We start from the raw sequence: 23,609 nt of genomic DNA, 5'->3' as shown, positions 1-23,609 counted from the left end.
GCAGCGCCGCGCCGCACACTCAGCCCCGCCGGCGTTTGAGTGGGGGTCCCCCCGGACGAAGTCTGGGGGAGGGTCCGGGCGGAGCCGGGTGCCCGCAGACACATCGCGGCCGGACGCCTCGACGGGCCCTTGCCCGGAGGCTGACGGGACGGCGGCGCCGGGCGTGGGCATCGGGTCGGCAGCCGCGACCCGGCCGGTGCCCGGGGACGTCAGGGCCTGGCGGTAGACCGTCAGGAGGCGTTCGGCGGTCTGGGCGACGTCGTAGCGGCGGGTCACCGGGGGCGGCGGGAGCCGGCGGGCTCCCGCCTCCATGTGCCCGCGCAGGGCCGCGAGGAGTTCCTCGTCGCCGGTGCCGATCCGCCGCGCGCCCGGCGCCTCGGCGGCCGGCAGGTCGTCGATCGCGGGGCAGGTCACGTGCAGCACCGGCAGCCCGGCCGCCAGAGCCTCGACCACCGCCAGCCCGAACGCCTCCTCCCGCGACGGCGACACGAACACGTCCATGGCGGACAGCAGCGCGGGGATCCCGAAGGTGCGGCCGTCCGCGCTGTCGCCCAGCGGGTCCCGCTCGCCCAGCAGGTGGATCCGGTGCTGCGCGCCCAGCTCGGCGGCCAGCCGGCGCAGCGCGCCCCGCTCCGGCCCCTCCCCGGCCAGCAGCAGGTGCGCGCCCGGCAGAGCCGCGACCGCCCGGACCAGCGCGTCGAACCGCTTGCCCGGCACCAGCCGCCCGACCCCGCCGACGACGAACGCCCGCTCGGGCAGCCCGGTCCGGGCCCGCACGGCTTGGCGCGCCTCCGCGTCGAAGCGGAACCGGGCGGCCTCGATGCCGTTCGGGACGACGTGCACCCGCTCCCCCGGCACGCCCCACCCGCGCAGCCGGTCCGCGACGGTGTCGGAGACCGCCACGGTGGCCGCGCCCATCCGCTCGCCGGCCAGGTACAGCGCCCGCACCCCGCGCGACAGCGGCCGGCCCTCGATCTCGCCGTCGCCGAGGGAGTGTTCGGTGGCCACGACCGCCCGCACGCCGGCGATGCGGGCCGCGAGCCGCCCGTACAGGCAGGCCCGGTACAGGTGGGTGTGGACCAGGTCGTAGCGGCCGGCGCGGATGAACCGCAGCAACCGCGGGAGCGCCCCGAGGTCCCGGTTGCCGCGCATGCCCAGGTGCACCACCCGGACCCCGTCGGCCCGCAGCCCCTCGGCGACCGCGCCCGGATTGGTCAGGGCCAGCACGTCGCAGCGCATCGGCAGGTGCCGCAGCAGCAGCCGCAGCTGCTGCTCGGCGCCGCCGACCCCGAGCCCGGTGATGACGTGCAGCACCCGCAGATCCGCCAGGTCCCGCAGATCCTGCGAACCCCGCTGCTCCGGCCCGTCCCGCAGCCCTTCCGTCATCGGGACACCGCCCGCCGCAGCCCCCGCGCCCGGTGCCGCAGCTGCTTGATCCGCAGCCGCCCGGCCCCGTCGGCCTGGCTGATGTGCGTGCGCGGCAGGGCGTGCGGGCCGGCCAGCCGCCCGGGGTCGATGGCGCACGCGTATCCGTACCCGGCCGCCCGCGTCGCGGCGACGACCCGCGCGTCGAGGTAGCCGTACGGGTAGCAGAACCCCTGCGGCAGCGTGCCCGTCAGCTCGCGCAGCAGCTCCCGGCTGCCCCGCAGCTCCTGCTGCAGCACGTCGTCGGAGGCGGCGGTGAGGTCCTGGTGGAGCAGCCCGTGGGAGCCGATCTCCTGCCCGGCGGCCGCGACCTCGCGGATCCCCTCGGCGGTGAGCAGGGACTTGCGCGGCCCCAGCGGATCCCACACGTTGTCCACGCCGAGCCGCCCGGGCAGAACGAACAGGGTGGAGGTGCAGTCGTAGCGGCGCAGCAGCGGCAGCGCCCCGGTCAGGTAGTCGGTGTAGCCGTCGTCGAAGGTGAGCCCGACCAGCCCGGCGCCGCGCCCGGCGGCGCGCGCCCGCAGCAGCTCGCCGACGGACACCCCGCGCAGCCCGCGCGAGCGCAGCCACAGCAGCTGGGCCTCCAGGGTGCGCGGGGTGACGGTGATGCCGTACGGGTCCTCGGCGGGGTCGGTGAACTCGGTGACCGAGTGGTACATCAGGACCCACGGCGAACCGGTCCGGCGGCGGGCGCGGGCGGTCGCGGCGGCCGGCGCCGTGCCGGGGTCAGCGGACGTTGCGGACATGGCGGAACCTCTGGGTCGTCTGGGCGATCTGGGCGGACAGGGCGGTGACTTCGAGCGCCCGTATGGCCATGCCGGACGCTCCGAACATGGCGGGGATCAGCAGGCAGCCGAGGCCGGCGCTGAGCAGCGGGTCCGGGATCATCGGCCCGGCGATCCAGCCGGTGGCGCAGGCGGCGACGGAGGCGACGGCGAGCCGGGCGATGCTGAGGGCGACCCGGCGGACCTGGATCGCGATGATCTGCGAGCCGATGCCGGTGAGCAGCAGCACGGCGGTGGTGGAGATGCCGGCGGCGTTGGCGCCGGCGATGCCGTACGTGCCCCACCAGCGGACGGCGGCGGCCCCGCCGGCGGTGTTGACGAGCAGTCCGGCGCCCATCGCGAGCGCCGGGAACCAGGTGGGCCGGGCGCTCGAGAAGAAGGGCCGGCTGAGCGCTCCGACGAGGCAGTGCCCGAGCAGTCCGAGGGCGTAGACCCGCATGACGGCGGCGGTGGCCAGGGTGTCCTTGTGGGTGAACGCGCCCCGCTCGAACAGCACCTGGATGATCTGGGGCGCGTACCCGATGACCAGGGCGGTGCCCATGAGGACGGCGAGCGAGGCCAGGGCCAGGTCCTGTTCGACGCGGCGCCGGGCCTTCTCGCGCTCGCCGCCGGCCATGGCCTGGGCCACGACGGGGAAGGTGACGGTGCAGATCATCAGGGACAGCACCATCGGCATCTGCGCGACCTTCTGCGCGTAGTTCAGGTGCGAGATGGCGCCGGACGGCAGGGACGCGGCCAGGAACCGCTCGACGAGGACCTGCGACTGCCGGAAGACGGCGAAGCAGATCACCGGGGCGATCATCCCGACGGCGATCAGCGTGGGCCGGTCGCGGTCGCGCTGGGTGCGCGGTGCGGCCTTGGGCCGGGGCGGGCCGAAGCCCACGTTCCGGATGAAGGCGGGCAGTTGGACGAGGACCATCAGCAGCCCGCCGACGGCGACCCCGGCGGCTGCGGCCCGCACGCCCCACACGGCGTTCAGGGCCACCATCGTGCCGATGATCCCGACGTTGTACGAGACGTAGATTGCGGCGGGCGGGACGAAGGAGCGGTGGGCGCGCAGGGCGGCGCTGAAGTATCCGGCGAGCCCGAAGGACAGCACGGTCAGCGCGGTCATCCGGGTGCATTCGACGGCGAGTGCGGGATCCGGCAGCCCGGGCGCGAGCACGGCGACGACGAGCGGTGCGGCGACGACCAGCAGGGAGGCGACGGCGGCCAGGAACACCGCGAGCCGCGGCAGGGTCGCCCCGACCAGCAGTCGTACGGGGTCCTGGGCGCGGGCCTCCTTGCGGCTGAGCCCGGCCCGGGCGGCCGAGCGCCGGGCGAGGGCGTGGCTGAACGCGGGCACCATCAGCAGGGCCATGGCGTCCTCGATCAGCAGCGTCGAGGCCATCTCCGGGACGGTCCAGGAGATGAGGAAGGCATCGCTGTCGTGCCCGGCACCGAAGAGGTGGGCGATGGTCTGGTCACGTACGAGCCCGAACACCGCCCCGGCGGCGGTCAGCCCGGCGGTGACGGCGGCGGCCTTGGCCAGGAACCGGCCGAGCGGCGCCGCGGAGGACGAACCGACGCCCCCACCGGTTCCGGCGGGCCCGGCGGCCGGGGATCCGATCGGCTGGGCCGGCCCGGCTCCCCCGACAGCTCCGCCTGCTGCACCGGCCGCCCCTCCACCGCCCGGTGCCCCGGCAGCCCCGGGCGCCCCCGACGCTGCAGCGGCCCGCGGGCCGGGGTCGGCGGGTTCGGGCGGGCGCGGCGGACGGCCCGCAGCCGCGGCAACGTCGGTCGCCGCGGCCGCGGGCCGCCGCCAGGGCGTGGTGTCCGTCACCGGCCGGCCGCACCCGAACAGGAGCGCGGGCCGGTCGCACGGCCGGTGCCCCCGCCCGCGGCACCGGCCGCCGCCGCGGCACCCGCGCCCGCGTCGGCGCCGGAACCGGCGCCGGACGGGAGCGCCCACCAGGCGGCCAGTCCGATGATCACCCCGGTCAGGACGGTGGACGGCCCGCCGATGTCCGCGTACAGGAAGTCGGTCAGCTGCCACACCAGCAGGCCGATCGCGACCAGTCCGCAGTCGCGCAGCGCCCCGCCGCCCGAGACGTACCGGCGGATCCCGGCGACGAGCAGCACCGCCCACCCGCCGGCCAGCGCGGTCAGCCCGATCAGGCCCTGCTCGCTCAGCACCAGCAGGTACATGTTGTGCGGGGACAGCAGCGGCTGGCGGATGTACCCCTGCCCCGCGCCGGCGGTGTCGCTGCCGGAGGACAGCCCCAGGGAGGCGTGGCTGTCGCGGTTCGCGGGGAAGCCCTTGAGGCCCACGCCGGCGGCGGGCCGCTCCCGCCACATCGCCCCGGCGGCGGCCCACATCGTGTAGCGGTCGGTCACGGACTGGTCGGGGGCGCTGGAGACCTGGGTGATGGAGGTGAGCCGCTCGGCGACCATCTCCGACCCGACGCCGAGGCCGCCGACCAGGACCACGCCGGCCGCGGCGAGCGCGAGGAGGACCTGTACGGCCCGCCGGATCCCGGCGAGCCCCATGACGAGCACGGCGGCCCCGGCCGTGGCGATCCAGGAGCCCCGGCTGAAGGACAGCACCAGCGGCAGCACCAGCAGCAGCGCGCTCGCGCCGGCCGTGCGGCGTACGCGGCGGGGCAGACCGGGCGCCAGCGCCGCGGCGGTCGCGACGACCAGCCCGTACGCCACCACCGTGGCCATGCCCATGACGTCGCCGGGCCCGAAGGTGCCGACGGCCCGGATGTACTCGCCCTGGTAGGAGGCCCCGGTGTGGGTGGCGTACTGCACCACGCCGACGGCCCCCTGCACCAGCGCGAGCACCACGAAGCAGCCGGCGGCGATCCTGAACTCCCCGGCGTCGCGCACCAGCAGCACGATCGCCACCGGGACCAGCACGAAGACCTGGAGGTAGCGCACGAAGCCCGGCAGGGCCGCGTACGGGTCCCCGGCCGTCGCGGTGGCGACGGCCAGGCCCACGGCGGGCACCCCGAGCACGAGCACGGCGAGCGGGCTCGGGCGCTGCACCCGGCCGCGCAGCGCCTGCACCCCGCAGACCAGGACCAGCAGCAGCGAGGCGGCGTCGGCGGGGCCGACCTTGCCGGAGGTGCTGGCGTCGCCGGCCGGGACGGGGACGAGCAGCATCAGGACGGTCGCGGCGAGCGGCAGCAGCGGCCAGTGCCGGCGCAGCAGCCGCGGCAGGCCGGGCCCGGAGCCGCGGCCGCTGCTGCCCGGGCTGCTGCGGCGGCCGCGGCCGCCCACGGTTAGGGCGAGACTCATGGATCAGCTGCCTCCCAGCCGGAAGCGGAAGAAGGAGGCCGCGGTGCGGGCGAGGATCCACAGGTCCTGCCACAGCGACCAGGTGTCGATGTAGTGGTTGTCGAAGCGGGCCCGGTCCTCGATGGAGGTGTCCCCGCGCAGGCCGTTGATCTGCGCGAGCCCGGTGATGCCGACGGGCATCCGGTGGCGGGCCTCGTAGCCGGGGTGGACGTTGCTGAACTTCGCGACGAAGAACGGGCGTTCGGGGCGGGGCCCGACCAGGCTCATGTCACCGCGCACGACGTTCCACAGCTGCGGCAGCTCGTCCAGGGAGGACTTGCGCAGGAAGGAGCCGACGGGGCTCATCCGGTTGTCGCCGGCGACCGTCCAGCGGGTCGCGGACTCGTGCTCGTCGGCGCGCAGGGTACGGAACTTCAGCAGGGTGAACGGGCGTCCGTAGAGCCCGACCCGCTCCTGCCGGAAGATCACCCCGGGCCCGTCGGAGATCCGTACGGCCAGCGCGCACAGGCCCATCACCGGCGCGGCGGCGATCAGCGCGAGCGCGGCCAGCAGGCCGTCGATGGCCCGCTTGACCCAGCGCTCCGGCCGCCGCGACGGGCGCGGCAGCAGCGGCTGTACGGCGTACCCCCACAGCTGGTCGGCGGGCTGGGTGACCCGCATGCCGGTGACCTTGGCGGTGCCGGCCGGGTCGGCGAGCCAGAGGCGGCAGCCGTGGTCGTGGAAGAGCCGGACGAGGGCGGCGGTGCGCTCGTCGGCCTCGGGCGGGCGCGTGAACACCGCGTGGCGCACGGAGTTCTGGACCACGGCGCGCCGGATGTCCTCGTGGGTGGCGAGGACGGGCACCGCGCCGTCCCCGTCGGTCCCGGCGCCGGTGTCGGCGAGGCCGACGGGCCGCAGCCCGTACTCGGGGCGCCCGTGCAGGGCGGCGGCGACGGCGCTCGCTCCGGCGCCGGGGCCGACGACCAGGGCGGAGGCGGGCCGGCGCCGGGCGGCGCGCCGCCGGAGCTGGTTGACCAGCCCGCGTCCCGCGCAGGTCAGGGCGGTCTGGAGGCAGACCGCGGCCAGCAGCACGGACCAGCCCAGGGCCTGGCGGGGGTCGAGGGCGGCCACGACGGCCGCGGTCCCGCACCACAAGGCGGCGACCCGGCCGGCCAGCGCGGGCAGTTCGAGCAGCGCGGACGGCGCGAGCCGCGGCCGGTACAGCCCGGCCTGCGCGTGCAGCAGGGCGATCAGGACGGCGAGCGACCCGGCCGCCTCGCGCGGGAGCTCCAGCCCGGGTACGGCCGTCGCGGTGAGTACGGCGGCCAGCGCATCGGCGGCCACCAGCGGGACGACCCCGTCGCGGCGCCGGACCCGCCCGGGCCGCACCAGCGGCCGGGCCTGGTCGATCCCGGGCCGGCGCGGGGGGTGGATGGCGGTCACGGCCCGTGGGACGGCGGTGGTTCCGGCGCTGCCGCCTGCGCGCCCCGTGCCGCCCTGCCCGGTGTGCCGGGCGGGTGCGCTGTCCATCGTCATCGGCTGATGCGCTCCTGGTTCAAGGGCCGGGGCCTGCCCAGCAGTTCGTGGTACAGACCGGTGACCGCGTCCGTGGTCCGCCGCACGTCGAAGTCGGTCCGGGCGTGCTGCTGGGCCTGCTCGCCGAGTTCGGCGAGCAGCCGCGGCTCGGCGAGCAGCCGTCCCAGGGCCTTCGCCAGGGCCGTCGGATCCTCCGGCGGCACCAGGCAGAGCCGTCCCTGGCCGGGCGGCAGGCTCTCCCGGGCACCGCTGACGTCGGAGACCAGGACCGGTCGGCCGCAGGCCATGGCTTCCAGCGGGGCGAGCGCCATGCCTTCCCACCGCGACGGCAGTACAACGAGATCGGCGGCCCGAAGCCACGGTCGGATGTCGGGGGTCGCGCCCGCGAAGAGCACACCGGGCGGCGCGGACCGGCGCAGGCGCTCGGTGTCGGGGCCGTCCCCGACCAGGGCGAGGCGGGCCTCGGGGAGGTTGCCGAGCACCTCCCGCCAGGCCCGCAGCAGGATGTCCTGGCCCTTCTGCTGGCACAGCCGGCCCACGCAGACGGCGAGCGGGCCGTCGCCCAGGAACGCGGCGGGCAGCGGCAGTTCGGTGCGCGCGGCGGCCCGGTCCGCGGCGCGGTCGGGCCCGCCGGGCCGGTAGTGGTCCAGGTCGACCCCGTTGCGGATCACCGACCAGTGGGCGGCGATCCCCTCGGCCTCGCCGACCCGGCGTTCGGCCTCGCTGACGCAGAGCACCCGGTCGGCCCAACGGACCCCGAAGCGCTCCCAGCGCAGGGCGAGCGCGGCGGTGGCCCCGCCGACGGCGTCGAAGGACCACGCGTGCGGCTGGAAGACCGTCGGGACGCGGCCGCGGACGGCGAGCCGGCCGGCCAGTCCGGCCTTGGCGCTGTGGGCGTGCAGGACGTCGGGCTGGGCCCGGCGGATGACCCGCCGGGCGCCGATCACCTCGGCGGCCAGGTCGGGGCCGGGGGCCCGGCCGGCGCGCCAGGGGAGCACCTCGGCCCCCGCCGCGCGGGCGTCGGCGGCGAGCCGGCCGCCGCGCGGGCAGCCGACGACGGGCCGCAGGCCGGCGGCCGACTGGGCGCGGACGAGGTCGAGGACGACCCGGGCCACGCCGCCGTCGACGGGCTGCACGAGGTGGAGCACCGTCAGCGGGACTGCCGAGGCACGAGAGGAAGGAGAGGGAGAAGGCGATGGAGGTGGGGATGGAGCTGGGGGTGGAGGCTGTGTCGGCACGCGGAGCGGTCTCCTACGTTCAGCGGCGCGCGTCTGTCTGAACGAAGAGCACGCCGAGGAATTGACCCTGGCTTTCGCCCGCGAACCTGAAGTTCAGGCTGCGGGCGCCACCGGACAGGGCGGGACTCAGGTCGAAGACGTCCGCGTCATATCCGAGATTGTTCAGGTGTTCGGGCTGTCGCACGAACGAGGGACGTCCGAATTCCGTGATCGTGGAATTCATCACATCATTAAAAGGATTTTCTGCATCGTTGACGCTCATCCGGCGCCCACTGTCCGAGGTCACGGTGAGTGAGTCGCCCAGGGTGCCCCGGTCGCCGTCGTACGCGACCACTCCCGCCTTGCCGGCGGCTCCGGCGGGGGCGTTGACGCCCGCGATCTCGACCGTCTCGCCCGCCGCCTCGCCCGCACCGGCGGCGATCGACTCGAAGCCGTCCCACACCGAGATCCGGCGCAGCGGCTCCTGCGGCTGCTCGTACGCCACGACCAGTGTCCAGCCGCCCCAGGCGCCCACCGGGGAGTGGCCCATGGCGATGTTGACCTGGGCGACCGTCCACATCCCGGCGCCGCCCTTGCGCACCAGCGGGGTCACGTCCGCCGAAGCCTGGTAGGCGTCGCTGCCCTCGTCCGTGCGGTGCCCGATCACGGTGTCGGCCAGCACTTCCTTGTACGCGCCGCCCGGCTCGGCGACCAGCACCCGGTCGTTGTCCTCCGGCGGCTTCTGCTCGCCGACCCGCAGGTTCCCGCCCCAGTACAGCCGGGCGTACGACACCTTCGCCCCCTGCGGGACCTTCAGCTCGGCCCGGGTGGAGTTGTAGGTGTCGGGGTCCTTGTCGACCTCGCTGTAGAACATCTCGAAGTCGCCGTTGGCCCCCGCCGCCCCCTTGTCGACCTCGGCGCACGGCTCGGCCCCGGGGGCCTGCTCCCTGCGGCAGCCGATGGAGGAGTTGGACGCGCGGACCAGCCCGCCGTGCTGCACGGCCTGGTAACGCTGGGTGAACGGAACCCGGGGCGCCTGCCCGGGGCCCGGCGGGGCCTCGGCGCCCGCGGCGGAGGTCTGGGCCGAAAGCACGAGGCAGGACAGCAGACCGAGCGTGCCGAGGATTCTGCGGGACGAACCCATGACCCCGTCTCCATTTTCGATCAAGGGGACAAAACAGAAGTGAACCTTGGCAGATATCGGGCGGGAAATCACGCCGGACTCGCACGTACGGCCTTTTGGGCGATAACACGCACCCCCGCAGGCGGCGGGTCGTTATGCGATGCGCCACTGTTCGAAGTTCGAACCGAAAGGAAATGCGCAGATGAACAAGAAGGTCATGCGCACCACGACCACGGCCGCCGCGGGCGCCGCGATCCTGCTGGGCGGCGCGGGCATGGCCTCCGCCAACAGCGACGCGACGGGCGCCGCCGTCGGGTCCCCCGGCGTGATCTCCGGCAACGACATCCAGGTCCCGATCAGCATCCCGATCAACATCTGCGGCAACAGCCTCAACGTCGTCGGGCTCCTGAACCCCGCCTTCGGCAACGTCTGCATCAACCGCTGACCGCACACCCGACCGTCAACCGCGCCGTCCGAAACGGCGGCATCCGGGTGAAGTGACGCAACCCGAGCCGGAGCCGGCGCGTTGGTCCGGGTGCTCAGGTACCGGGCAATCCTGCAAAAAAGGGACGATGATGATCAAGAAGATGACAGCTGCCGCGGCATTTGCAGCCTCGGTCGCGGGCATCGGTGCCGGCATGGCGCCGCAGGCGATGGCCATCGGGAACGACGAGGGCATCACCACCGTCAACGGCAACAACGCGGCGCAGATCTACGGCAACCAGGCCACCTACGGCAACATGAGCCCGCAGATGGCGCTGATCCAGGGCTCCTTCAACAAGCCCTGCATCGCCCTGCCTGCGAAGGCCAACCTCCAGTCGCTGGTCGGCGCCGTCCCGATCGGCATCCAGGACGTCCCGATCCTGTCCAACCCGATGAACCAGCAGTGCACCGAGAACTCCACCCAGGCCAAGGGTGACGAGCCGCTGTCGCACATCCTGGACAACATCCCGATCCTGTCCGGCAACGTCTCCAGCGGCAGCTGATCTCACCCCGCACCACCGAGGCCGTCGCACCTTCGGGTCGCGGCGGCCTCGCCGCGTGACGGCGCGACCCGTAATTCCACTCCGAATTTCCTACGGCGGACGCGACGGGATGAATTACCGTACCGGAGGCCCGGCCGAGGAAATAAGCGGTTTCTTTTCCCCGACCCACTCGTTGTTATTTCTGCAGTGGACAAGCCCCTGCGGGAAGGATCGAATTCACATGACGTACAAGAAGGCAGTGGTATTGACCGCCGGCGTTCTGATGGCTGCCGGTGCCGCCTCCCCCGCCATGGCCGACGCGAACGCCGACGGGCAGGCCATCGGCTCCCCCGGCGTCATCTCGGGCAACCTCGTGCAGGTCCCGGTCCACGTGCCGGTCAACCTCTGCGGCAACACCGTGAACGCCGCCGCGCTGCTGAGCCCCGCGTTCGGCAACGTCTGCATCAACCACTGACGCAGCGCCTCCCGCCCGCAAGGGCAGACCTCCTCGGGGTGGCCCCGGAGTGCACGGCGGTGCACTCCGGGGCCACCTTCGATTCAGCACCGGCCCCCGCGCCGGTAGACAGGGAAGGACCCATGCGACAGGTACTGAGCCGACAGGTACTGGGCAAGGGAGTACTCACGGCCGCGGCCGCCTCGAGCCTGCTGTCGATCGCGACCGGCGCGGCCTACGCGCACCCCGGGGCGGTGTCCGAAGCCTCGCACTCGCCGGGTGTGCTGTCCGGCAACAGCGTCTCGGTACCGGTCACCCTCTCGGCGAACGTGTGCGGCAACAGCGTGGACGGCGGAGCGGCCCTCAACCCCGCGTTCGGGAACACCTGCGTCAACGACACCGGTTCGGGCTCCCGGCACACCCAGCAGCACACCCAGCAGGGCGGCCGGCACTCGGACCACGACGACGCCGACCACTCCCGCTACCTGAGCCCCGAGCAGTCGGAGGCCATCGGGCGCTTCCTCGAGGAGCACCAGGGGCGGCACGCGCTGCCGGAGCAGCGCCGCGACGAGGCCTCCGGGTACGGGGGGTCCCGCGAGGAGGGGCCCCGGCACCGGGCGCCCCGCCACGCCGCCCCCCGCCACGCGGCCGCGCACCACGAAAACCCGGGTGGCGAGGGCGGCTACGGCGGACGCGGCGGCTCCGGGGACGAGGACTGCGAGGAGCCCGTGCAGCCCCTCCCGGCACCGGCACCGGTCCACCACGCGCCCCCCGCCCCGCAGCCGCACCCCCAGCCCCAGCCGCACCCGGGGCCGCCCGCTGCGGAGCACCCTGCGCCCCAGCCTCAGCCCCTGCCGGCCCCGGCCCCCGCCCCGAGGCCGGCGCCGCAGCCCGCCCCGGTCGAGGAGGCGCCGCCCGTCCAGCAGGCCCCTGCTCCGCCGGCGGAGGTCCCCGCGCCGCCGCAGCCCGCCCCGGCCCCGGCCGAGGAGGCGCCCCACACGCTCCCGGCCCCGGCCCCCGTCGAGGAGGCGCCCCACACGCTCCCCGCGCCGGCGCCGGTCGAGGAGGCCACCGTGCCCGCGCCGCCGCGCGGCAGCATGCCCGTGACGCACCCGGCCCCGGCTCCCGCGCCGGAGGTCGTCCGTCCCGCCGACCAGCCGCCGTCCGCCCCGGCCGGGGACGTCCCCGTCCACCTCACCCCGGCCCCGGCGCCCGCTCCCCTCCCCGCGCCCGCTCCGGTGCTCGCCGAGACCGGTGCGGGCCAGACCGGTGCCGCGGCGATCCTCGCCTCGGCCCTGATCCTGGGCGGCGCGATTCTGTACCGCAGGGCCCGTATCGCCTGACGGCAATACCGGTAATCGGAAGAAATGCCGGCCGGAGAATCCCTCCCGGATTCTCCGGCCGCTGTCGTGCGTGCGCGCCGTACGCGTTTCCACGGCGGCACGGAATCGTTACCCAGGGCGAAAGCGGTGCGACGGTCACCGCTGGAAAAGGATTTCGATAATGAAGCTCACGAAGGTCGCCGCGGTCATCGCCGGCTCCGTTGCCGCCCTCGGCGCCTCCGCTTCCGCCTTCGCGGCAGAGAACACGGCCGCGCTGCCCCCCATGAGCCTGACGAGCGGCGCCACCGAGGCCTTCAACGCGCTCGCACCGGTCACCGAGCACGCCCCGGAGACTCTGGGCAACGGCATTGCCGAGCAGGGCGAGACGGTCGGGAAGGTCGTGGGCACCGCCCAGGAGGTCAACAAGATCCGCAACGATGTGCCGGGGACGGTCCTGGGCGTGGCGAACGGCGTCACCCAGTCCTCGGGCCCGTTGCACGGCGTGGCCCTCAACGGCGGCAGCAACTGAGCCTGCCGACGCGGCTCCCGACATACGACGTGGGCGCCGCCGGCGAGGCCGGCGGCGCCCACAGGGGTGGTGCCGCTGCGTCAGCTGTTGACGCAGACGTTGCCGAACGCGGGGCTCAGCAGCCCGGCGGCGTTCACGGTGTTGCCGCAGATGTTGACCGGGACGTGGACCGGGACCTGCACGAGGTTGCCCGAGATGACACCGGGGGAACCGGCGGCCAGGCCCTCGGCGTTCGCGTCGGCCATCGCGGAGCCGGCGGCACCCGCCGCGGCGAGACCGGCAGAGGCCAGGACCAGGGCTGCCTTCTTGGCAGTGTTCATGGGAAGTGCACCTTCTGTTCGACGTTCTGCCCCGACCGGGGCTCACACCGAGCAGAACGGTCCAACCTCCCGTACGGACACGGCCTTCGGCGGATCAAACCTGTTCAGCTCAATTTTTCGCCCCAAGGCCCGTCATTGCGGCGGGTGTTCGGCCGTCCGGGCCGGGCCCCCGCTACGGCAGCGTGATCTCCGGGACCTCAGGGATCTCGGGGGTCTCGGGGGTCTCGGGGGTCTCCGGAATCTCCGGGATCTCGGGCACCTCGGGCGCCTCCCCCACAGGCGGGAGGGTGATCGGCAGCCCGGGGATCTCGATCGGCAGGTCCGGGATCTCCGGCAGATCGGGGAACGTCGGCAGCTGGATCGGGGGCAGCGTCACCCCGGGCAGCAGGGTCTGGAGGCTCTTGACGAGGCCGTCCAGGGTGGCGGAGACGGAGGCGAGGAGGTCGTCGAGCACGCCGGTCGGGGCCGTGGCCTGCCGGTGGTCGACCTCCTTCTTGACGGCCTCCACTCGTTTCCTCAGGGCGGCGGCGCTGCCGCCGTCCGCGGCGCCCGCAGGGGCTGCCGCGCCGGTGAGTATGACGACGGCGAGGGCCGACGGGACGAGGACACGCAGGCGGGACGGCTTCGAGCGGTGCATGGGGGTCCCTTCGGTGGTCGCACAGAAGCGGACCTGAGCGATCCGCTTCATTGCCCACCGTGCGAACACCTTCTACGGAGCGCAACCGGAGCCCCGCGGGCCGCACCCGCCCTGCTGGCTTCGTACGGGCTTCGCGCACGCGTCCGGTGCCGACTCACCCGCGGCGGGGAAAAGCCGCGCCATGGCAGGCCGATTGAGTGAAGCCGCGGAACCAAACCCCTACACGGCAGTTGACCAGGGCGCTCCACTAGCGGGCACTCGTGCGACAAAAGGACCAATGATGCTCAAGAAGATCATGACTGCCGCCGCGGTCACCGCCGCCGCCGTCGGCGCGGGCGCTGCTGTTGCCGCCCCGGCCATGGCCATCGGCAACGACGAGGGAATCACCACGATCAACGGCAACGGATCCCAGCAGATCTACGGCAACCAGAAGACCGCCGGCGACCTGAGCCCGCAGCTCAGCCTGGTCCAGGGCACCCTCAACAAGCCCTGCGTCGCCCTGCCCGTGAAGGTGAACGTGCAGTCGCTGGTCGGCGCCGTCCCGATCGGCCTCCAGGACGTCAACGTCCTGTCCAACCCGATGAACCAGCAGTGCACCGAGAACTCCACCCAGGCCAAGGGCGACGAGTCCCTCTCGCACATCCTGGACAACATCCCGATCCTGTCGGGCAACCTCTCCGCGAACAGCTGATCCCCGCTCCTCCCCCTCCCTGCTTTCTGCGGTACGGGCCCCGCGCCCGTGGAGCGATGTGACGAGGCCCCGGCAGCATCCGGCTGCCGGGGCCTTCGCATGCCGTGCGGCCCGCCGTACGCGGGCCGCGGGAGCCGCAGGAGAAACGGTCAGCCGGTCCAGAACTCCCACCACCGGGTGAGGATCAGCATCCCGATCACGCCGGTGTGCAGGGCGGGCGGAGCCCAGGCGAACTCCTCGAAGAAGCCGCGCACCGGGCCGGGGGCCGGCAGGGCGCCCGTGCGGACCGTGTGGGCGGTGACGGCCCAGAACATCAGCAGCGTGGCCACCCAGGTCAGACAGCACCACAGGCACAGCGCGTTGATCTCGTAGAGCGACTGCACCATCAGCCAGGTGCAGAAGCCGACGCCGAAGGCCGTGCCGGCGTTGAGCCCCAGCCAGAACCAGCCGCGGTAGCGGGCGCCGGCCAGCAGGCCCGCCCCGACGCACACCACCACGCCGAACGCGACCAGCCCCAGCATGGGGTTGGGGAAGCCGAAGGCCGCGGCCTGCTCGCTCTTCATGACGCTGCCGCAGGAGACCACCGGGTTGAGGCTGCAGGCGGGCTTGAAGTCCGGGTCCTCCAGCAGGAGGAACTTGTCGAGGGTGATCACCCAGGAGGCCAGCACCCCGGCGGCCCCGGTGAGCAGAAGCAGCCAGGCCAACGCCCTTGGGGTGTCCGCCGGTTCGCCCTCGTCTCGCGTACGGGGCCGCCCCAGCTGGCGGGGCACCCCCACTGTTTTCGTTGCCATGCGGCCCATCGTCCCGCGCCATGGCACACACCGGGGCGAACCATGAGGAGCCCGGCACAAGTTGACCTGAAGGGGTGGCGGGAACCCCCGTTGCGTCCCGGACGTTTTACCGAACCCCGGACGTGATGTCAGAGCCAGGGGCTACGTTGAGCTTCCGCGAAGTCACATGCTGCGACGGCCTGGAGACCCACCTTGAGCGATCCGTACGAGACAACCGAGGCGCACCTCGAGCGACTCCTGGGCCGCGCCCTCAACTCCTTCGACCTGCCGGACCGGTTGGTCGAGCGCCTCGGGACGGCGCTCGCCCACAGCTCTTCGCTCCACACGACCCGCCACAGCCCGGCCGCGGGGCTGTGGCGGGAGACCCACTGGCACACGTACCTGCTGGCCGACGGCACGTCCGCGTCGCTGTGGGAGCTGGTGTACCGGCACGAGGCTGACCGGACCATCCGGCACGAGGTCTTCGCGAGCCGGGCGGAGCTCCGCCTCGCCGTCGCCCGGCTGTTCGGCGAGAGCCCGGCGGAGTCGGCCTTCGAGCCGGCGCTGGACCGGGCGCTCGCCGCGGCGGAGGAAGGGCCCGATGAGGACGTGGCCGCGCTGAGCGCCCTGTTCGCGGCCTCGGCGGCGGACCGGCGCCACCGGGAGTACGCGGTGGACCAGTCCGCCGACCACGCCCGGCGGGTGCTGCGACGCGCCGAGAACCCGGACCGGCCCGGCGAGGGGACGGCGGTGCTGCTGAGATCGGCGTACGCGCACCAGATCACCCAGGCGTTCGGCACCCGGCAGTGCCTCGCGGACGGCCGGGACGCCGGATTCAGCCTGTACGAGCACGCGTTCGTCCTGCTGGACGGGAGCGAGATCAGCCTGTGGGAGGTCGAGCACACGGCCACGCCGGACGGGCGCCACATGTGCGAGGTGTACGAGACGGAGGCGGCCGCCCGCGGCGCGATGGAGGTCCGGGCCCGCGTGCGGTGACGGCCGCCGCCGTCAGGGCGCGGCGGGCTCGGTGAGCGGGAGGTCCAGCGGCGGCCGGGCGGTGAGGTGCACGGCGTCGGGCCTGAGGTCGGCGGGGGCCGGCAGGGCGCTGCCCGGGAGCTGGACGGCGGCCGCACCGTAGGCCAGGGCCGCGGCGAGCGCTTCGGGTCCGGGGCGGCCGGCGAGGAGAAAGCCGGCCAGGGCGGCGTCGCCCGCGCCGACGTTGCTGCGGACCGCGGCCGCCGGGGCGGTGCCGTGGAAGATTCCCTCGGCGCAGGCGAGCAGTTGGCCGTCGGGGCCGAGCGAGGCCAGGACCGCACCCGCGCCCAGGGAGCGGAGCTCCTCGGCGGCCTTGGCGATGTCGCCCAGGGTGGCCAGCGGGCGGCCCACGGCCCCGGCGAGCTCCGCGGCGTTGGGCTTGACGAGGTCCGGGCGGGCCGGCAGTGCGGCGAGCAGGGCCGGGCCGGAGGTGTCGAGGGCGACGGTGGCCCCGGCCTCGTGGCCGCGGGTGACGAGGCCGGCGTACCAGTCGTCGGGCAGTCCGGGTGCGAGGCTGCCGCAGGCCGCGATCCAGTCGGGGCTGTTCGCGCAGGTGCGGACGGTGTCCAGGAGGAGTGCGGATTCGGCCGCGGTGAGCTCGGGGCCGGGCGCGTTGATCTTGGTGAGGGTGCCGTCGGGTTCGACGAGGGTGATGTTGGAGCGGGTCTGCCCGGCGATCGAGACCGCGGTGACGTCCACGCCCTGGCGGCCCAGCAGTTCGGCGATGAGGGCTCCGGATGCTCCGCCGAGCGGGAGGACGGCCGTCGTCGCTCTGCCCGCGGCGGCGACCGCGCGCGAGACGTTGACGCCCTTGCCGCCGGGGTCGACCCGGTCGGCGGCGGCGCGCAGCACCGCGCCGCGCTCCAGCGAGGGCACCTCGTAGGTCCGGTCGAGGGAGGGGTTCGGGGTGACGGTGAGGATCATATGCGGCTTTACGGTACGCCTCGTTTTGTGGCGGTTCAAAAGCGAAACGGGCATGCCCGCCCCCGGGGAGCGGACATGCCCGTCGGGCCGCTCGCGCGCCGGGGCGGACTACCCGGCCGGGACGGCCTCGGGGGAGGCGGCGCCGGCGCCCGGGGCGCCCTCGCGCTGCTCCACCGGGAGCGTCTTGCGCGGCAGCACGAACATCACGGCGAAGATCACGAGCATCACGGCCACGACCCACCACATCGCCCCGCGGAAGGCCTCGGCGTACGGCGCCCCGAAGGCGGTGTCGTCGTCGATCAGGCCGAAGAAGGAGACCGAGGTGAGAGCCAGGCCGAGCGCGTTGCCCATCTGGCCGGTGGTGTTGATCAGGCCGGAGGCGGAGCCGGCGTGCTCGCGCGGCACCTCGGACAGCACGGTGTCGGTCAGCGGGGCCACGATCAGGCCCATGCCGATGCCCATGACGATCAGCGGGGCGGCCATCTGCCAGGAGGCGATGGCCATGCCGTAGCGCTGCGACTCCCAGATGTACAGCATGACGCCGGCGGCCATGGCGAGCGCGCCCGCCTGGAGCACCTTGCGGCCGAAGCGCGGGACGAGCTTCTGCACCGACATGCCCGCGGCGGCGGAGACGGCGAGGGAGAACGGTATGCCGGTGAGGCCGGCGCGCAGGGCGCTCCAGCCGAGGCCCACCTGCATGTACAGCGTCCAGACCAGGAAGAACATGCCGGTCGCCACACCGAAGGTGAGCTGCACGGCGATACCGCCCGCGAAGCTCTTGACCTTGAAGAGGGACAGCTCGACCAGCGGGGACCCGTCCTTGCGGATCTTGTGCTTCTCGTACGCGATGAAGCCGGCGAACACGAACGGCACGAGGGCCATGGAGACGAAGCCCCACAGCGGCCAGTCGTTCTCGCGGCCGTGGGTCAGCGGGAAGATCAGCATGACGAGGCCGAGGGTGGCCAGCACGACGCCGACGATGTCCAGCTTCAGCGCCTTGGGGGCCTTGGACTCGCTGATGAACCGGCGGCCCAGGATGATGCCGAGGATGCCGACGGGCAGGTTGATCAGGAAGATCGGGCGCCATTCGAGGCCCAGGATGTTCCACTCGGTGAGCAGCGCGCCGAGCATGGGGCCCGAGACCGCCCCGAGGCCGACGATCGCACCGAACATGCCGAAGACCTTGCCGCGCTCGTGCGGCGGGAAGGTGGCGTGGATGATCGCCAGCACCTGCGGGACCATCATCGCGGCCATGCCGCCCTGGAGCAGGCGGGAGGCGACGAGCACCTCGGGGTTGGGGGCGATGCCGCAGAGCAGCGACGCGGCGGTGAAGCCGGAGATGCCGATGAGGAAGAGCCGCTTGCGGCCGTAGATGTCGCCCAGACGGCCGCCGGTGATCAGGCCGGCGGCGAACGCCAGCGCGTATCCGGCGGTGATCCACTGGATGGCGCTGGTGGAGGCGCCGAAGTCGCCGCGCATCCGGGGTATCGCGATGTTGACGATCGTGACGTCGACCAGGTCCATGAAGGACGCGGCCATCACGATGGCCAGGGCCAGCCACCGGCGGCGGTCGGCCTCGGCCGATACGGGTGCTGATGCGTCGGGGACGGTGGTGTTCCGCTCTGCTGGTACGGGCCCGCTCTGCCGCTCGGGCGATGTCATGGACGTCTCGCTGCTCATGAAGAGAAACGTAGACGTGATGTAGGTCAGGTTGCGTCCTATTTCGCTGGCAGCCTGTATTTCATGACAGACACCCCCGCACGGCTGCTGACTCTGCTCTCCCTGCTGCAGACACCGCGCGAATGGCCCGGGAGCGAGCTGGCCGAACGGCTTCGGGTCAGTACGCGCACGATCCGCCGCGACATCGACCGACTGCGCGAACTCGGCTATCCGGTGGAGGCCACGCTCGGCTCGGAGGGCGGGTACCGGCTGGTGGCCGGGGCGGCGATGCCGCCGCTGCTGCTGGACGACGAGGAGGCCGTCGCGATCGCGGTGGGGCTGCGGGCCGGGGCCGGGCATGCCGTCGAGGGCGTGGAGGAGGCCTCCGTACGGGCCCTGGCCAAGCTGGAGCAGGTCCTGCCGGGGCGGCTGCGCCACCGGGTGAGCGCCCTGCAGTCGGCCACCACGGCGGTGGTCCGCGGGGACGGGGCCACCGTGGACCCGCACACGCTGACCACGATGGCGTCGGCGGTGGCCGGGCCGGAGCGGCTGCGGTTCGCGTACGAGGCGCGCGACGGGGTGCGCACGCGGCGGCTGGTGGAGCCGTACCGGCTGGTCAGCACGGGCAGCCGCTGGTACCTGGTGGCCTACGACCTGGAGCGGGAGGACTGGCGGACCTTCCGCGTGGACCGGGTGGCGGAGCCCTTCGCCACCGGTGCCCGCTTCGCCCCGCGGGCGCTGCCGATGGACGCCGTGGAGTTCGTGCGGCGCGGGCTGCACGGCCGCCAGACGTACCCGGTGGACGTCTCCTTCGACGCGCCGGCCGAGGCCCTGCCGGGCTGGCTGCGCGAGGGGGCCGTGCCCGCGGGCGGCGGCTGCCGGGTGCGGTTCGAGAGCGGGGACTCCCCCGACTGGCAGGCCGCCCGGCTGGCGCTCACGGGGCTGCCGTTCACCGTGCACGCGCCGGAGTTCCTCGCGGCGGCCGCACGGGAGCTGGCGGCCCGGCTGTCGGCCGCCGGAGCGGCAGCCGGGGCCGGGGCCGGACAGGGGTAGCCCCCGGCACCTGGGGGGATGGTGCCGGGGGCGGTCTCAAGGGCTCGCCGCGCCCGGTCGGTCGACCGGCCGGGCGGCGGGCGGCGCGGTGGGCGGGCCGTCGGTCAGGCCACGGCGTCGAAGCCGGTGTCGCGCGCCATGCGCTTCAGCTCCAGCAGCGCGTGCTTCTCGATCTGGCGGATCCGCTCGCGGGTCAGGCCGTGCTGCTTGCCGACCTCCGTCAGGGTCCGCTCCCGGCCGTCGTCGATCCCGTACCGCATCTTGATGATCGACGCCGTGCGCTGGTCGAGCTTGCCGAGCAGGTCTTCCAGCTCCTCGCTGCGCAGCAGGGAGAGGACGGACTGCTCGGGGGAGATCGCGGAGGTGTCCTCGAGGAGGTCGCCGAACTGCGTCTCGCCCTCGTCGTCCACGGACATGTTCAGGCTGACCGGGTCACGGGCCCAGTCCAGGACGTCGCTGACGCGCTGCTCGGTGGAGTCCAGCGCGGTGGCGATCTCCGCGTGCTCGGGGTCGCGGCCGTTCTCCCGGTTGAACTCGCGCTGGATCCGGCGGATCCGGCCGAGCTCCTCGACGAGGTGGACGGGCAGGCGGATGGTGCGCGACTGGTCGGCGATGGAGCGGGTGATGGCCTGGCGGATCCACCACGTGGCGTACGTGGAGAACTTGAAGCCCTTGGTGTAGTCGAACTTCTCCACCGCGCGGACCAGGCCCGCGTTGCCCTCCTGGATCAGGTCGAGCAGGGGCAGGCCGCTGCGCGGGTAGCGGCGGGCGACGGCCACGACCAGGCGCAGGTTGGAGCGGATGAAGATCTCCTTGGCGCGCTCCCCCTCGGCGGCCAGGGCCTCCAGCTCCTCGCGCGCGGGAGCCTCCCCCTCGCGCTCTATCGCGCCGTCGAGGATCTCCCGGGCGTAGACGCCCGCCTCGATGATCTGCGAGAGCTCCACTTCCTTGGCCGCGTCGAGCAGCGGGGTGCGCGCGATCTCGTCCAGGTACATGCCTACCAGGTCGCGGTCTGCGATCTCCCCGCCCACAGCGCGGGCGCTGCCCGTGGACTGACGACGGGCGACGGCGCGGGTTGCCATGCGTGCTCCCTTGCAAAGTGTTAGGTCGCGGTGCGGCTGCTGGAACGCGGCTCTGCGTCCCTGGACACTCTCCCGAGTGCCCGCTTCCGAAGGGGACAACGACTGGAATCGGGACAGAATTCCCATGTTGGTCCCCTTTTTTCGCGATCTTGCAGTATCCTGCCCCGCCGGCCCCCGTGGGCGGGTGCGGAGGCGTCACGAACGCGAAGTGGTGCAGGTCAGGCGGGTGACGGCGGCCGACCCGGAACCGCGCCCGGAACGGCCCGGCCGGTCAGGCGGCCGCACTCCTGCCCTCCAGCCCGTCGCGGCTGCTGCACTCCTGCCCTACAAGACGAGCTCCGACGCTCTGCGGTTGCCCGTGGCACTAGCCGAACTGGACCGAGCGCTTCGACAGGCCCATCCAGAAGCCGTCCACCGCGTCCGTGCGGCGGCCGAGGTCGCCGGCGGCGTCGGCCGCGCCGAGGGCGACGAACAGCGGGGCGAAGTGCTCGGTGCGCGGGTGCGCGAGGCGGCCGGCCGGGGACTTGGCCTCGAAGTCCAGCAGGGCGTCGACGTCGGAGGCCTCCAGCGCCTCGCGGCCCCAGGCGTCGAACTCCGCCGACCAGGACGGGACGCCGGGCCCGGTGTGGCGCAGTGCGGCCAGGTTGTGGGTGAAGAAGCCGCTGCCGACGATCAGGACCCCCTCGTCGCGCAGGGGCGCCAGCTTGCGGCCGACGTCCATCAGGCGGCGCGGGTCCAGCGTCGGCAGGGAGATCTGCAGGACCGGGATGTCGGCCTCCGGGTACATCTCCACGAGCGGGACGTACGCACCGTGGTCGAGGCCGCGGTCGGGGATGTCCTGGACCGGGGTGCCGGGAGCCTGGAGCAGCGCCCGTACGGAGGCGGCCAGGGCGGGGGCGCCGGGGGCGTCGTAGCGGACCCGGTAGTAGTGCTCGGGGAAGCCCCAGAAGTCGTACACGAGCGGCACGGGCTCGGTGGCGCCGAGGGCGAGCGGGGCCTCCTCCCAGTGCGCGGAGACCATCAGGATCGCGCGGGGGCGGGGCAGGGCCGCGGACCAGGCGGCGAGCTCGCCGGGCCAGACCGGGTCGTCGGCCAGCGGCGGCGCGCCGTGGCTGAGGTAGAGCGTCGGCATCCGGGCGGGGTGCTGCTGGGTCACGGGAGGCTCCTCGTTCGGGGCGAGGGGGCCGGAGAACAGGACCGACCCCGCGTCGTTCAAATTTGAACGACGCGGGGTCGGCTGTCATTCCCGGGGTACCCCGCCGCCCGTCAGTGGGCGATCACCGGAACCTTCACCTCGGCGTCCGCGGCCTCGCCCCCGCCGGAGGCGACGGGGCCGGCGGAGCCGGGACGGCCCGTGTTGATCAGCGTCAGGGCCACCGTGGCGCTGGCGAGGAGGATGCCCACCGCCCACCAGATCGCGCTGGAGTAGCCCTCCACCATGGCCTGGGCCTGGACCAGCTTGGCCGCCGGGCCGCCGGCCGCGGCCTCGGCCGCGTGGTCGGTCAGGTACGCGGTGGTCGCCGACGCGGCGATCGTGTTCAGCAGGGCGGTGCCGATCGCACCGCCGACCTGCTGCGAGGTGTTGACCATGGCGGAGGCCACACCGGCGTCGGCCGGGTTCACCCCGTGCGTGGCCAGGGACATCGCGGGCATGAAGGCCGTGCCCATGCCGAGGCCGAGCAGCAGCTGCGCCGGCAGGATCAGCAGCGGGTACGAGGACCCGACCTCCAGCTGGGTCAGCAGCAGCATGCCAGTGGCGGCGACCAGGAAGCCCGGCCCCATCAGCAGCCGCGGCGCGACCCGGGTCATCAGGCGGGCGCCGATCTGCGTCGAGCCCGTGATCATGCCGGCGATCATCGGCAGGAAGGCGAAACCGGTCTTGACCGGCGAGAAGCCCTTGACCACCTGGAGGTAGTAGGTCAGGAAGAGGAACAGGCCGAACATGGCGATGACGGCCAGGCCCAGGGAGAGGTAGACACCGCCCCGGTTGCGCTCCAGCAGGACGCGCAGCGGCAGCAGCGGCGACCTCACCTGGGACTCGACGAACACGAACGCCGCCAGCAGGGCCGCCGAGGCGATGAACATGACCACGGTCACCGCGTCCGACCAGCCGGCCGACTCGGCGCGGGTGAAGCCGTACACGAGCGCGACCAGGCCGAGCGTCGACAGGATCACGCCGGGGATGTCCAGCGGGGCCCGGTTGCGGCCGCCGGAGGGCTCGCGGATGACCATCCAGGCGCCCGCGGCGGCGACGACGGCGAAGGGGATGTTCACGAAGAACGTCCAGCGCCAGTTGAGGTACTCGGTGAGGAAGCCGCCCAGGATCAGGCCGACGGCGCCGCCGCCGCCCGCGATCGCACCGTAGATGCCGAAGGCCTTGGCCCGCTCCTTGGCGTCGGTGAACATGACGGCCAGCAGGGACAGGGCGGCCGGGGCGAGCAGTGCGCCGAACGCGCCCTGCAGGGCGCGGGCGCCCAGCATCATGGCCTGGCCGCCCGCGGCGCCGCCCAGCGCGGAGGCCAGGGCGAAGCCGATGAGGCCGACGGTGAAGGCGTTCTTGCGGCCCCACTTGTCGGCGATGCGGCCGCCGAAGAGGAGCAGTCCGCCGAAGGCGAGCGCGTACGCGGTGATGACCCACTGGCGGTTTCCGTCGGAGATGCCGAGGTCCGTTTGGGCGGAGGGCAGCGCGATGTTCACGATCGTCGCGTCGAGGACGACCATGAGCTGCGCCAGGGCTATGAAGACGAGCGCCTTCCAGCGGTTGGAATCGGCAGCCGCCGGGGGTGCTGCGGCTGTCGCGGCGGTTTTCGGCATGGAGGTA

The 23,609-nt window shown here is 73.6% G+C and carries 23 protein-coding genes; 8 read left to right on the top strand and 15 right to left on the bottom strand.

The window, feature by feature from the left end:
* The 7 genes from AB0F11_RS04250 to AB0F11_RS04220 all read right to left on the bottom strand — a co-directional run.
* A partial coding sequence (locus AB0F11_RS04250; RefSeq protein ID WP_362168220.1) for a glycosyltransferase occupies positions 1-1,320 on the bottom strand: 1,320 nt, incomplete at its 3' end.
* 62 nt (positions 1,321-1,382) lie between these two features.
* On the bottom strand, positions 1,383-2,171 hold the full coding sequence (locus AB0F11_RS04245; protein WP_362168183.1) for a polysaccharide deacetylase family protein: 789 nt from the start codon (positions 2,169-2,171) through the stop codon (positions 1,383-1,385).
* Entirely contained in the window at positions 2,152-4,032 is a 1,881-nt protein-coding gene (locus AB0F11_RS04240; RefSeq protein WP_362168180.1) for a lipid II flippase MurJ, read from the bottom strand. Before AB0F11_RS04240 ends, AB0F11_RS04245 begins: the two co-directional genes overlap by 20 nt.
* Positions 4,029-5,357: an O-antigen ligase family protein gene (locus AB0F11_RS04235; RefSeq protein ID WP_362168218.1), complete on the bottom strand. Its 1,329-nt coding sequence runs from the start codon at positions 5,355-5,357 to the stop codon at positions 4,029-4,031. Before AB0F11_RS04235 ends, AB0F11_RS04240 begins: the two co-directional genes overlap by 4 nt.
* Before the next feature lie 138 nt (positions 5,358-5,495).
* The gene (locus AB0F11_RS04230; RefSeq protein WP_362168178.1) at positions 5,496-7,007 is read right to left on the bottom strand and encodes an exopolysaccharide biosynthesis polyprenyl glycosylphosphotransferase; all 1,512 of its coding nucleotides are present in this window, start codon (positions 7,005-7,007) and stop codon (positions 5,496-5,498) included.
* Positions 7,004-8,143: a glycosyltransferase gene (locus tag AB0F11_RS04225; protein ID WP_362168175.1), complete on the bottom strand. Its 1,140-nt coding sequence runs from the start codon at positions 8,141-8,143 to the stop codon at positions 7,004-7,006. The genes AB0F11_RS04230 and AB0F11_RS04225 overlap by 4 nt, the downstream gene beginning before the upstream one ends.
* Before the next feature lie 121 nt (positions 8,144-8,264).
* Positions 8,265-9,368 carry a DUF3344 domain-containing protein gene (locus AB0F11_RS04220; protein WP_362168172.1) on the bottom strand — a complete coding sequence of 368 codons (1,104 nt, stop codon included), beginning with the start codon at positions 9,366-9,368 and terminating at the stop codon, positions 8,265-8,267.
* Positions 9,369-9,549: 181 nt separating this feature from the next.
* On the opposite strand from AB0F11_RS04220, the gene AB0F11_RS04215 reads away from it, so the two are divergent.
* The 5 genes from AB0F11_RS04215 to AB0F11_RS04195 all read left to right on the top strand — a co-directional run bounded on the left by AB0F11_RS04215 (position 9,550) and on the right by AB0F11_RS04195 (position 12,617).
* Complete coding sequence (locus tag AB0F11_RS04215) at positions 9,550-9,792, top strand: chaplin (RefSeq protein ID WP_362168169.1); 243 nt, start codon at positions 9,550-9,552, stop codon at positions 9,790-9,792.
* 130 nt (positions 9,793-9,922) lie between these two features.
* Positions 9,923-10,333 (top strand): rodlin, encoded by a 411-nt coding sequence (locus AB0F11_RS04210; RefSeq protein WP_362168216.1) that lies wholly within the window; start codon positions 9,923-9,925, stop codon positions 10,331-10,333.
* Between the two features lie 220 nt (positions 10,334-10,553).
* On the top strand, positions 10,554-10,787 hold the full coding sequence (locus AB0F11_RS04205) for a chaplin (RefSeq protein WP_362168167.1): 234 nt from the start codon (positions 10,554-10,556) through the stop codon (positions 10,785-10,787).
* A gap of 122 nt (positions 10,788-10,909) precedes the next feature.
* Complete coding sequence (locus tag AB0F11_RS04200; RefSeq protein ID WP_362168166.1) at positions 10,910-12,109, top strand: chaplin family protein; 1,200 nt, start codon at positions 10,910-10,912, stop codon at positions 12,107-12,109.
* 160 nt (positions 12,110-12,269) lie between these two features.
* Entirely contained in the window at positions 12,270-12,617 is a 348-nt protein-coding gene (locus AB0F11_RS04195; RefSeq protein ID WP_362168163.1) for a hypothetical protein, read from the top strand.
* An 80-nt stretch (positions 12,618-12,697) separates the two neighbouring features.
* Here the strand turns inward: AB0F11_RS04195 and AB0F11_RS04190 are convergent, their stop codons facing one another.
* Positions 12,698-12,937, bottom strand: coding sequence for a chaplin (locus AB0F11_RS04190; RefSeq protein ID WP_362168160.1), 240 nt, complete (start codon positions 12,935-12,937; stop codon positions 12,698-12,700).
* A gap of 172 nt (positions 12,938-13,109) precedes the next feature.
* Entirely contained in the window at positions 13,110-13,625 is a 516-nt protein-coding gene (locus tag AB0F11_RS04185; RefSeq protein WP_362168158.1) for a hypothetical protein, read from the bottom strand.
* 229 nt (positions 13,626-13,854) lie between these two features.
* Between AB0F11_RS04185 and AB0F11_RS04180 the strand changes: the two genes are divergently transcribed.
* Positions 13,855-14,265: a rodlin gene (locus AB0F11_RS04180; RefSeq protein ID WP_362168214.1), complete on the top strand. Its 411-nt coding sequence runs from the start codon at positions 13,855-13,857 to the stop codon at positions 14,263-14,265.
* A 149-nt stretch (positions 14,266-14,414) separates the two neighbouring features.
* Here the strand turns inward: AB0F11_RS04180 and AB0F11_RS04175 are convergent, their stop codons facing one another.
* Positions 14,415-15,056, bottom strand: coding sequence for a vitamin K epoxide reductase family protein (locus AB0F11_RS04175; RefSeq protein WP_362168157.1), 642 nt, complete (start codon positions 15,054-15,056; stop codon positions 14,415-14,417).
* 192 nt (positions 15,057-15,248) lie between these two features.
* Between AB0F11_RS04175 and AB0F11_RS04170 the strand changes: the two genes are divergently transcribed.
* The gene (locus AB0F11_RS04170; protein ID WP_362168155.1) at positions 15,249-16,031 is read left to right on the top strand and encodes a DUF6227 family protein; all 783 of its coding nucleotides are present in this window, start codon (positions 15,249-15,251) and stop codon (positions 16,029-16,031) included.
* A gap of 12 nt (positions 16,032-16,043) precedes the next feature.
* On the opposite strand, the gene pfkB is transcribed toward AB0F11_RS04170, so the two are convergent.
* Both pfkB and AB0F11_RS04160 read right to left on the bottom strand, forming a co-directional pair.
* Entirely contained in the window at positions 16,044-16,994 is a 951-nt protein-coding gene (gene pfkB, locus AB0F11_RS04165) for a 1-phosphofructokinase (protein WP_362168153.1), read from the bottom strand.
* A gap of 108 nt (positions 16,995-17,102) precedes the next feature.
* Positions 17,103-18,674, bottom strand: coding sequence for an MFS transporter (locus tag AB0F11_RS04160; protein WP_362168151.1), 1,572 nt, complete (start codon positions 18,672-18,674; stop codon positions 17,103-17,105).
* Positions 18,675-18,737: 63 nt separating this feature from the next.
* Between AB0F11_RS04160 and AB0F11_RS04155 the strand changes: the two genes are divergently transcribed.
* Positions 18,738-19,706 (top strand): YafY family protein, encoded by a 969-nt coding sequence (locus AB0F11_RS04155; protein ID WP_362168148.1) that lies wholly within the window; start codon positions 18,738-18,740, stop codon positions 19,704-19,706.
* 104 nt (positions 19,707-19,810) lie between these two features.
* On the opposite strand, the gene AB0F11_RS04150 is transcribed toward AB0F11_RS04155, so the two are convergent.
* The 3 genes from AB0F11_RS04150 to AB0F11_RS04140 form a co-directional block, all read right to left on the bottom strand.
* The gene (locus tag AB0F11_RS04150; protein WP_362168145.1) at positions 19,811-20,788 is read right to left on the bottom strand and encodes a sigma-70 family RNA polymerase sigma factor; all 978 of its coding nucleotides are present in this window, start codon (positions 20,786-20,788) and stop codon (positions 19,811-19,813) included.
* 364 nt (positions 20,789-21,152) lie between these two features.
* Positions 21,153-21,920, bottom strand: a complete 768-nt coding sequence (locus tag AB0F11_RS04145) for a class III extradiol ring-cleavage dioxygenase (protein WP_362168211.1) — start codon at positions 21,918-21,920, stop codon at positions 21,153-21,155.
* Between the two features lie 134 nt (positions 21,921-22,054).
* The gene (locus AB0F11_RS04140; protein WP_362168142.1) at positions 22,055-23,602 is read right to left on the bottom strand and encodes an MFS transporter; all 1,548 of its coding nucleotides are present in this window, start codon (positions 23,600-23,602) and stop codon (positions 22,055-22,057) included.
* Positions 23,603-23,609: the final 7 nt, after the last annotated feature.

The organism is Streptomyces sp. NPDC032472 (genome assembly GCF_040636955.1).
GTDB lineage: Bacteria > Actinomycetota > Actinomycetes > Streptomycetales > Streptomycetaceae > Streptomyces.
This window is presented reverse-complemented; position numbering and strand designations above follow the sequence as displayed.

What these genes read in the sequence shown, in the direction of transcription:
- AB0F11_RS04245 (WP_362168183.1), bottom strand. Translation starts at nt 2,171, where the DNA reads ATGTCCGCAACGTCCGCTGACCCCGGCACGGCGCCGGCCGCCGCGACC.
- AB0F11_RS04235 (WP_362168218.1), bottom strand. Translation starts at nt 5,357, where the DNA reads ATGCTGCTCGTCCCCGTCCCGGCCGGCGACGCCAGCACCTCCGGCAAG.
- AB0F11_RS04230 (WP_362168178.1), bottom strand. Translation starts at nt 7,007, where the DNA reads ATGACGATGGACAGCGCACCCGCCCGGCACACCGGGCAGGGCGGCACG.
- AB0F11_RS04220 (WP_362168172.1), bottom strand. Translation starts at nt 9,368, where the DNA reads ATGGGTTCGTCCCGCAGAATCCTCGGCACGCTCGGTCTGCTGTCCTGC.
- AB0F11_RS04215 (WP_362168169.1), top strand. Translation starts at nt 9,550, where the DNA reads ATGAACAAGAAGGTCATGCGCACCACGACCACGGCCGCCGCGGGCGCC.
- AB0F11_RS04210 (WP_362168216.1), top strand. Translation starts at nt 9,923, where the DNA reads ATGATCAAGAAGATGACAGCTGCCGCGGCATTTGCAGCCTCGGTCGCG.
- AB0F11_RS04205 (WP_362168167.1), top strand. Translation starts at nt 10,554, where the DNA reads ATGACGTACAAGAAGGCAGTGGTATTGACCGCCGGCGTTCTGATGGCT.
- AB0F11_RS04200 (WP_362168166.1), top strand. Translation starts at nt 10,910, where the DNA reads ATGCGACAGGTACTGAGCCGACAGGTACTGGGCAAGGGAGTACTCACG.
- AB0F11_RS04195 (WP_362168163.1), top strand. Translation starts at nt 12,270, where the DNA reads ATGAAGCTCACGAAGGTCGCCGCGGTCATCGCCGGCTCCGTTGCCGCC.
- AB0F11_RS04190 (WP_362168160.1), bottom strand. Translation starts at nt 12,937, where the DNA reads ATGAACACTGCCAAGAAGGCAGCCCTGGTCCTGGCCTCTGCCGGTCTC.
- AB0F11_RS04185 (WP_362168158.1), bottom strand. Translation starts at nt 13,625, where the DNA reads ATGAAGCGGATCGCTCAGGTCCGCTTCTGTGCGACCACCGAAGGGACC.
- AB0F11_RS04180 (WP_362168214.1), top strand. Translation starts at nt 13,855, where the DNA reads ATGCTCAAGAAGATCATGACTGCCGCCGCGGTCACCGCCGCCGCCGTC.
- AB0F11_RS04175 (WP_362168157.1), bottom strand. Translation starts at nt 15,056, where the DNA reads ATGGCAACGAAAACAGTGGGGGTGCCCCGCCAGCTGGGGCGGCCCCGT.
- pfkB (WP_362168153.1), bottom strand. Translation starts at nt 16,994, where the DNA reads ATGATCCTCACCGTCACCCCGAACCCCTCCCTCGACCGGACCTACGAG.
- AB0F11_RS04160 (WP_362168151.1), bottom strand. Translation starts at nt 18,674, where the DNA reads ATGAGCAGCGAGACGTCCATGACATCGCCCGAGCGGCAGAGCGGGCCC.
- AB0F11_RS04155 (WP_362168148.1), top strand. Translation starts at nt 18,738, where the DNA reads ATGACAGACACCCCCGCACGGCTGCTGACTCTGCTCTCCCTGCTGCAG.
- AB0F11_RS04150 (WP_362168145.1), bottom strand. Translation starts at nt 20,788, where the DNA reads ATGGCAACCCGCGCCGTCGCCCGTCGTCAGTCCACGGGCAGCGCCCGC.
- AB0F11_RS04145 (WP_362168211.1), bottom strand. Translation starts at nt 21,920, where the DNA reads ATGCCGACGCTCTACCTCAGCCACGGCGCGCCGCCGCTGGCCGACGAC.
- AB0F11_RS04140 (WP_362168142.1), bottom strand. Translation starts at nt 23,602, where the DNA reads ATGCCGAAAACCGCCGCGACAGCCGCAGCACCCCCGGCGGCTGCCGAT.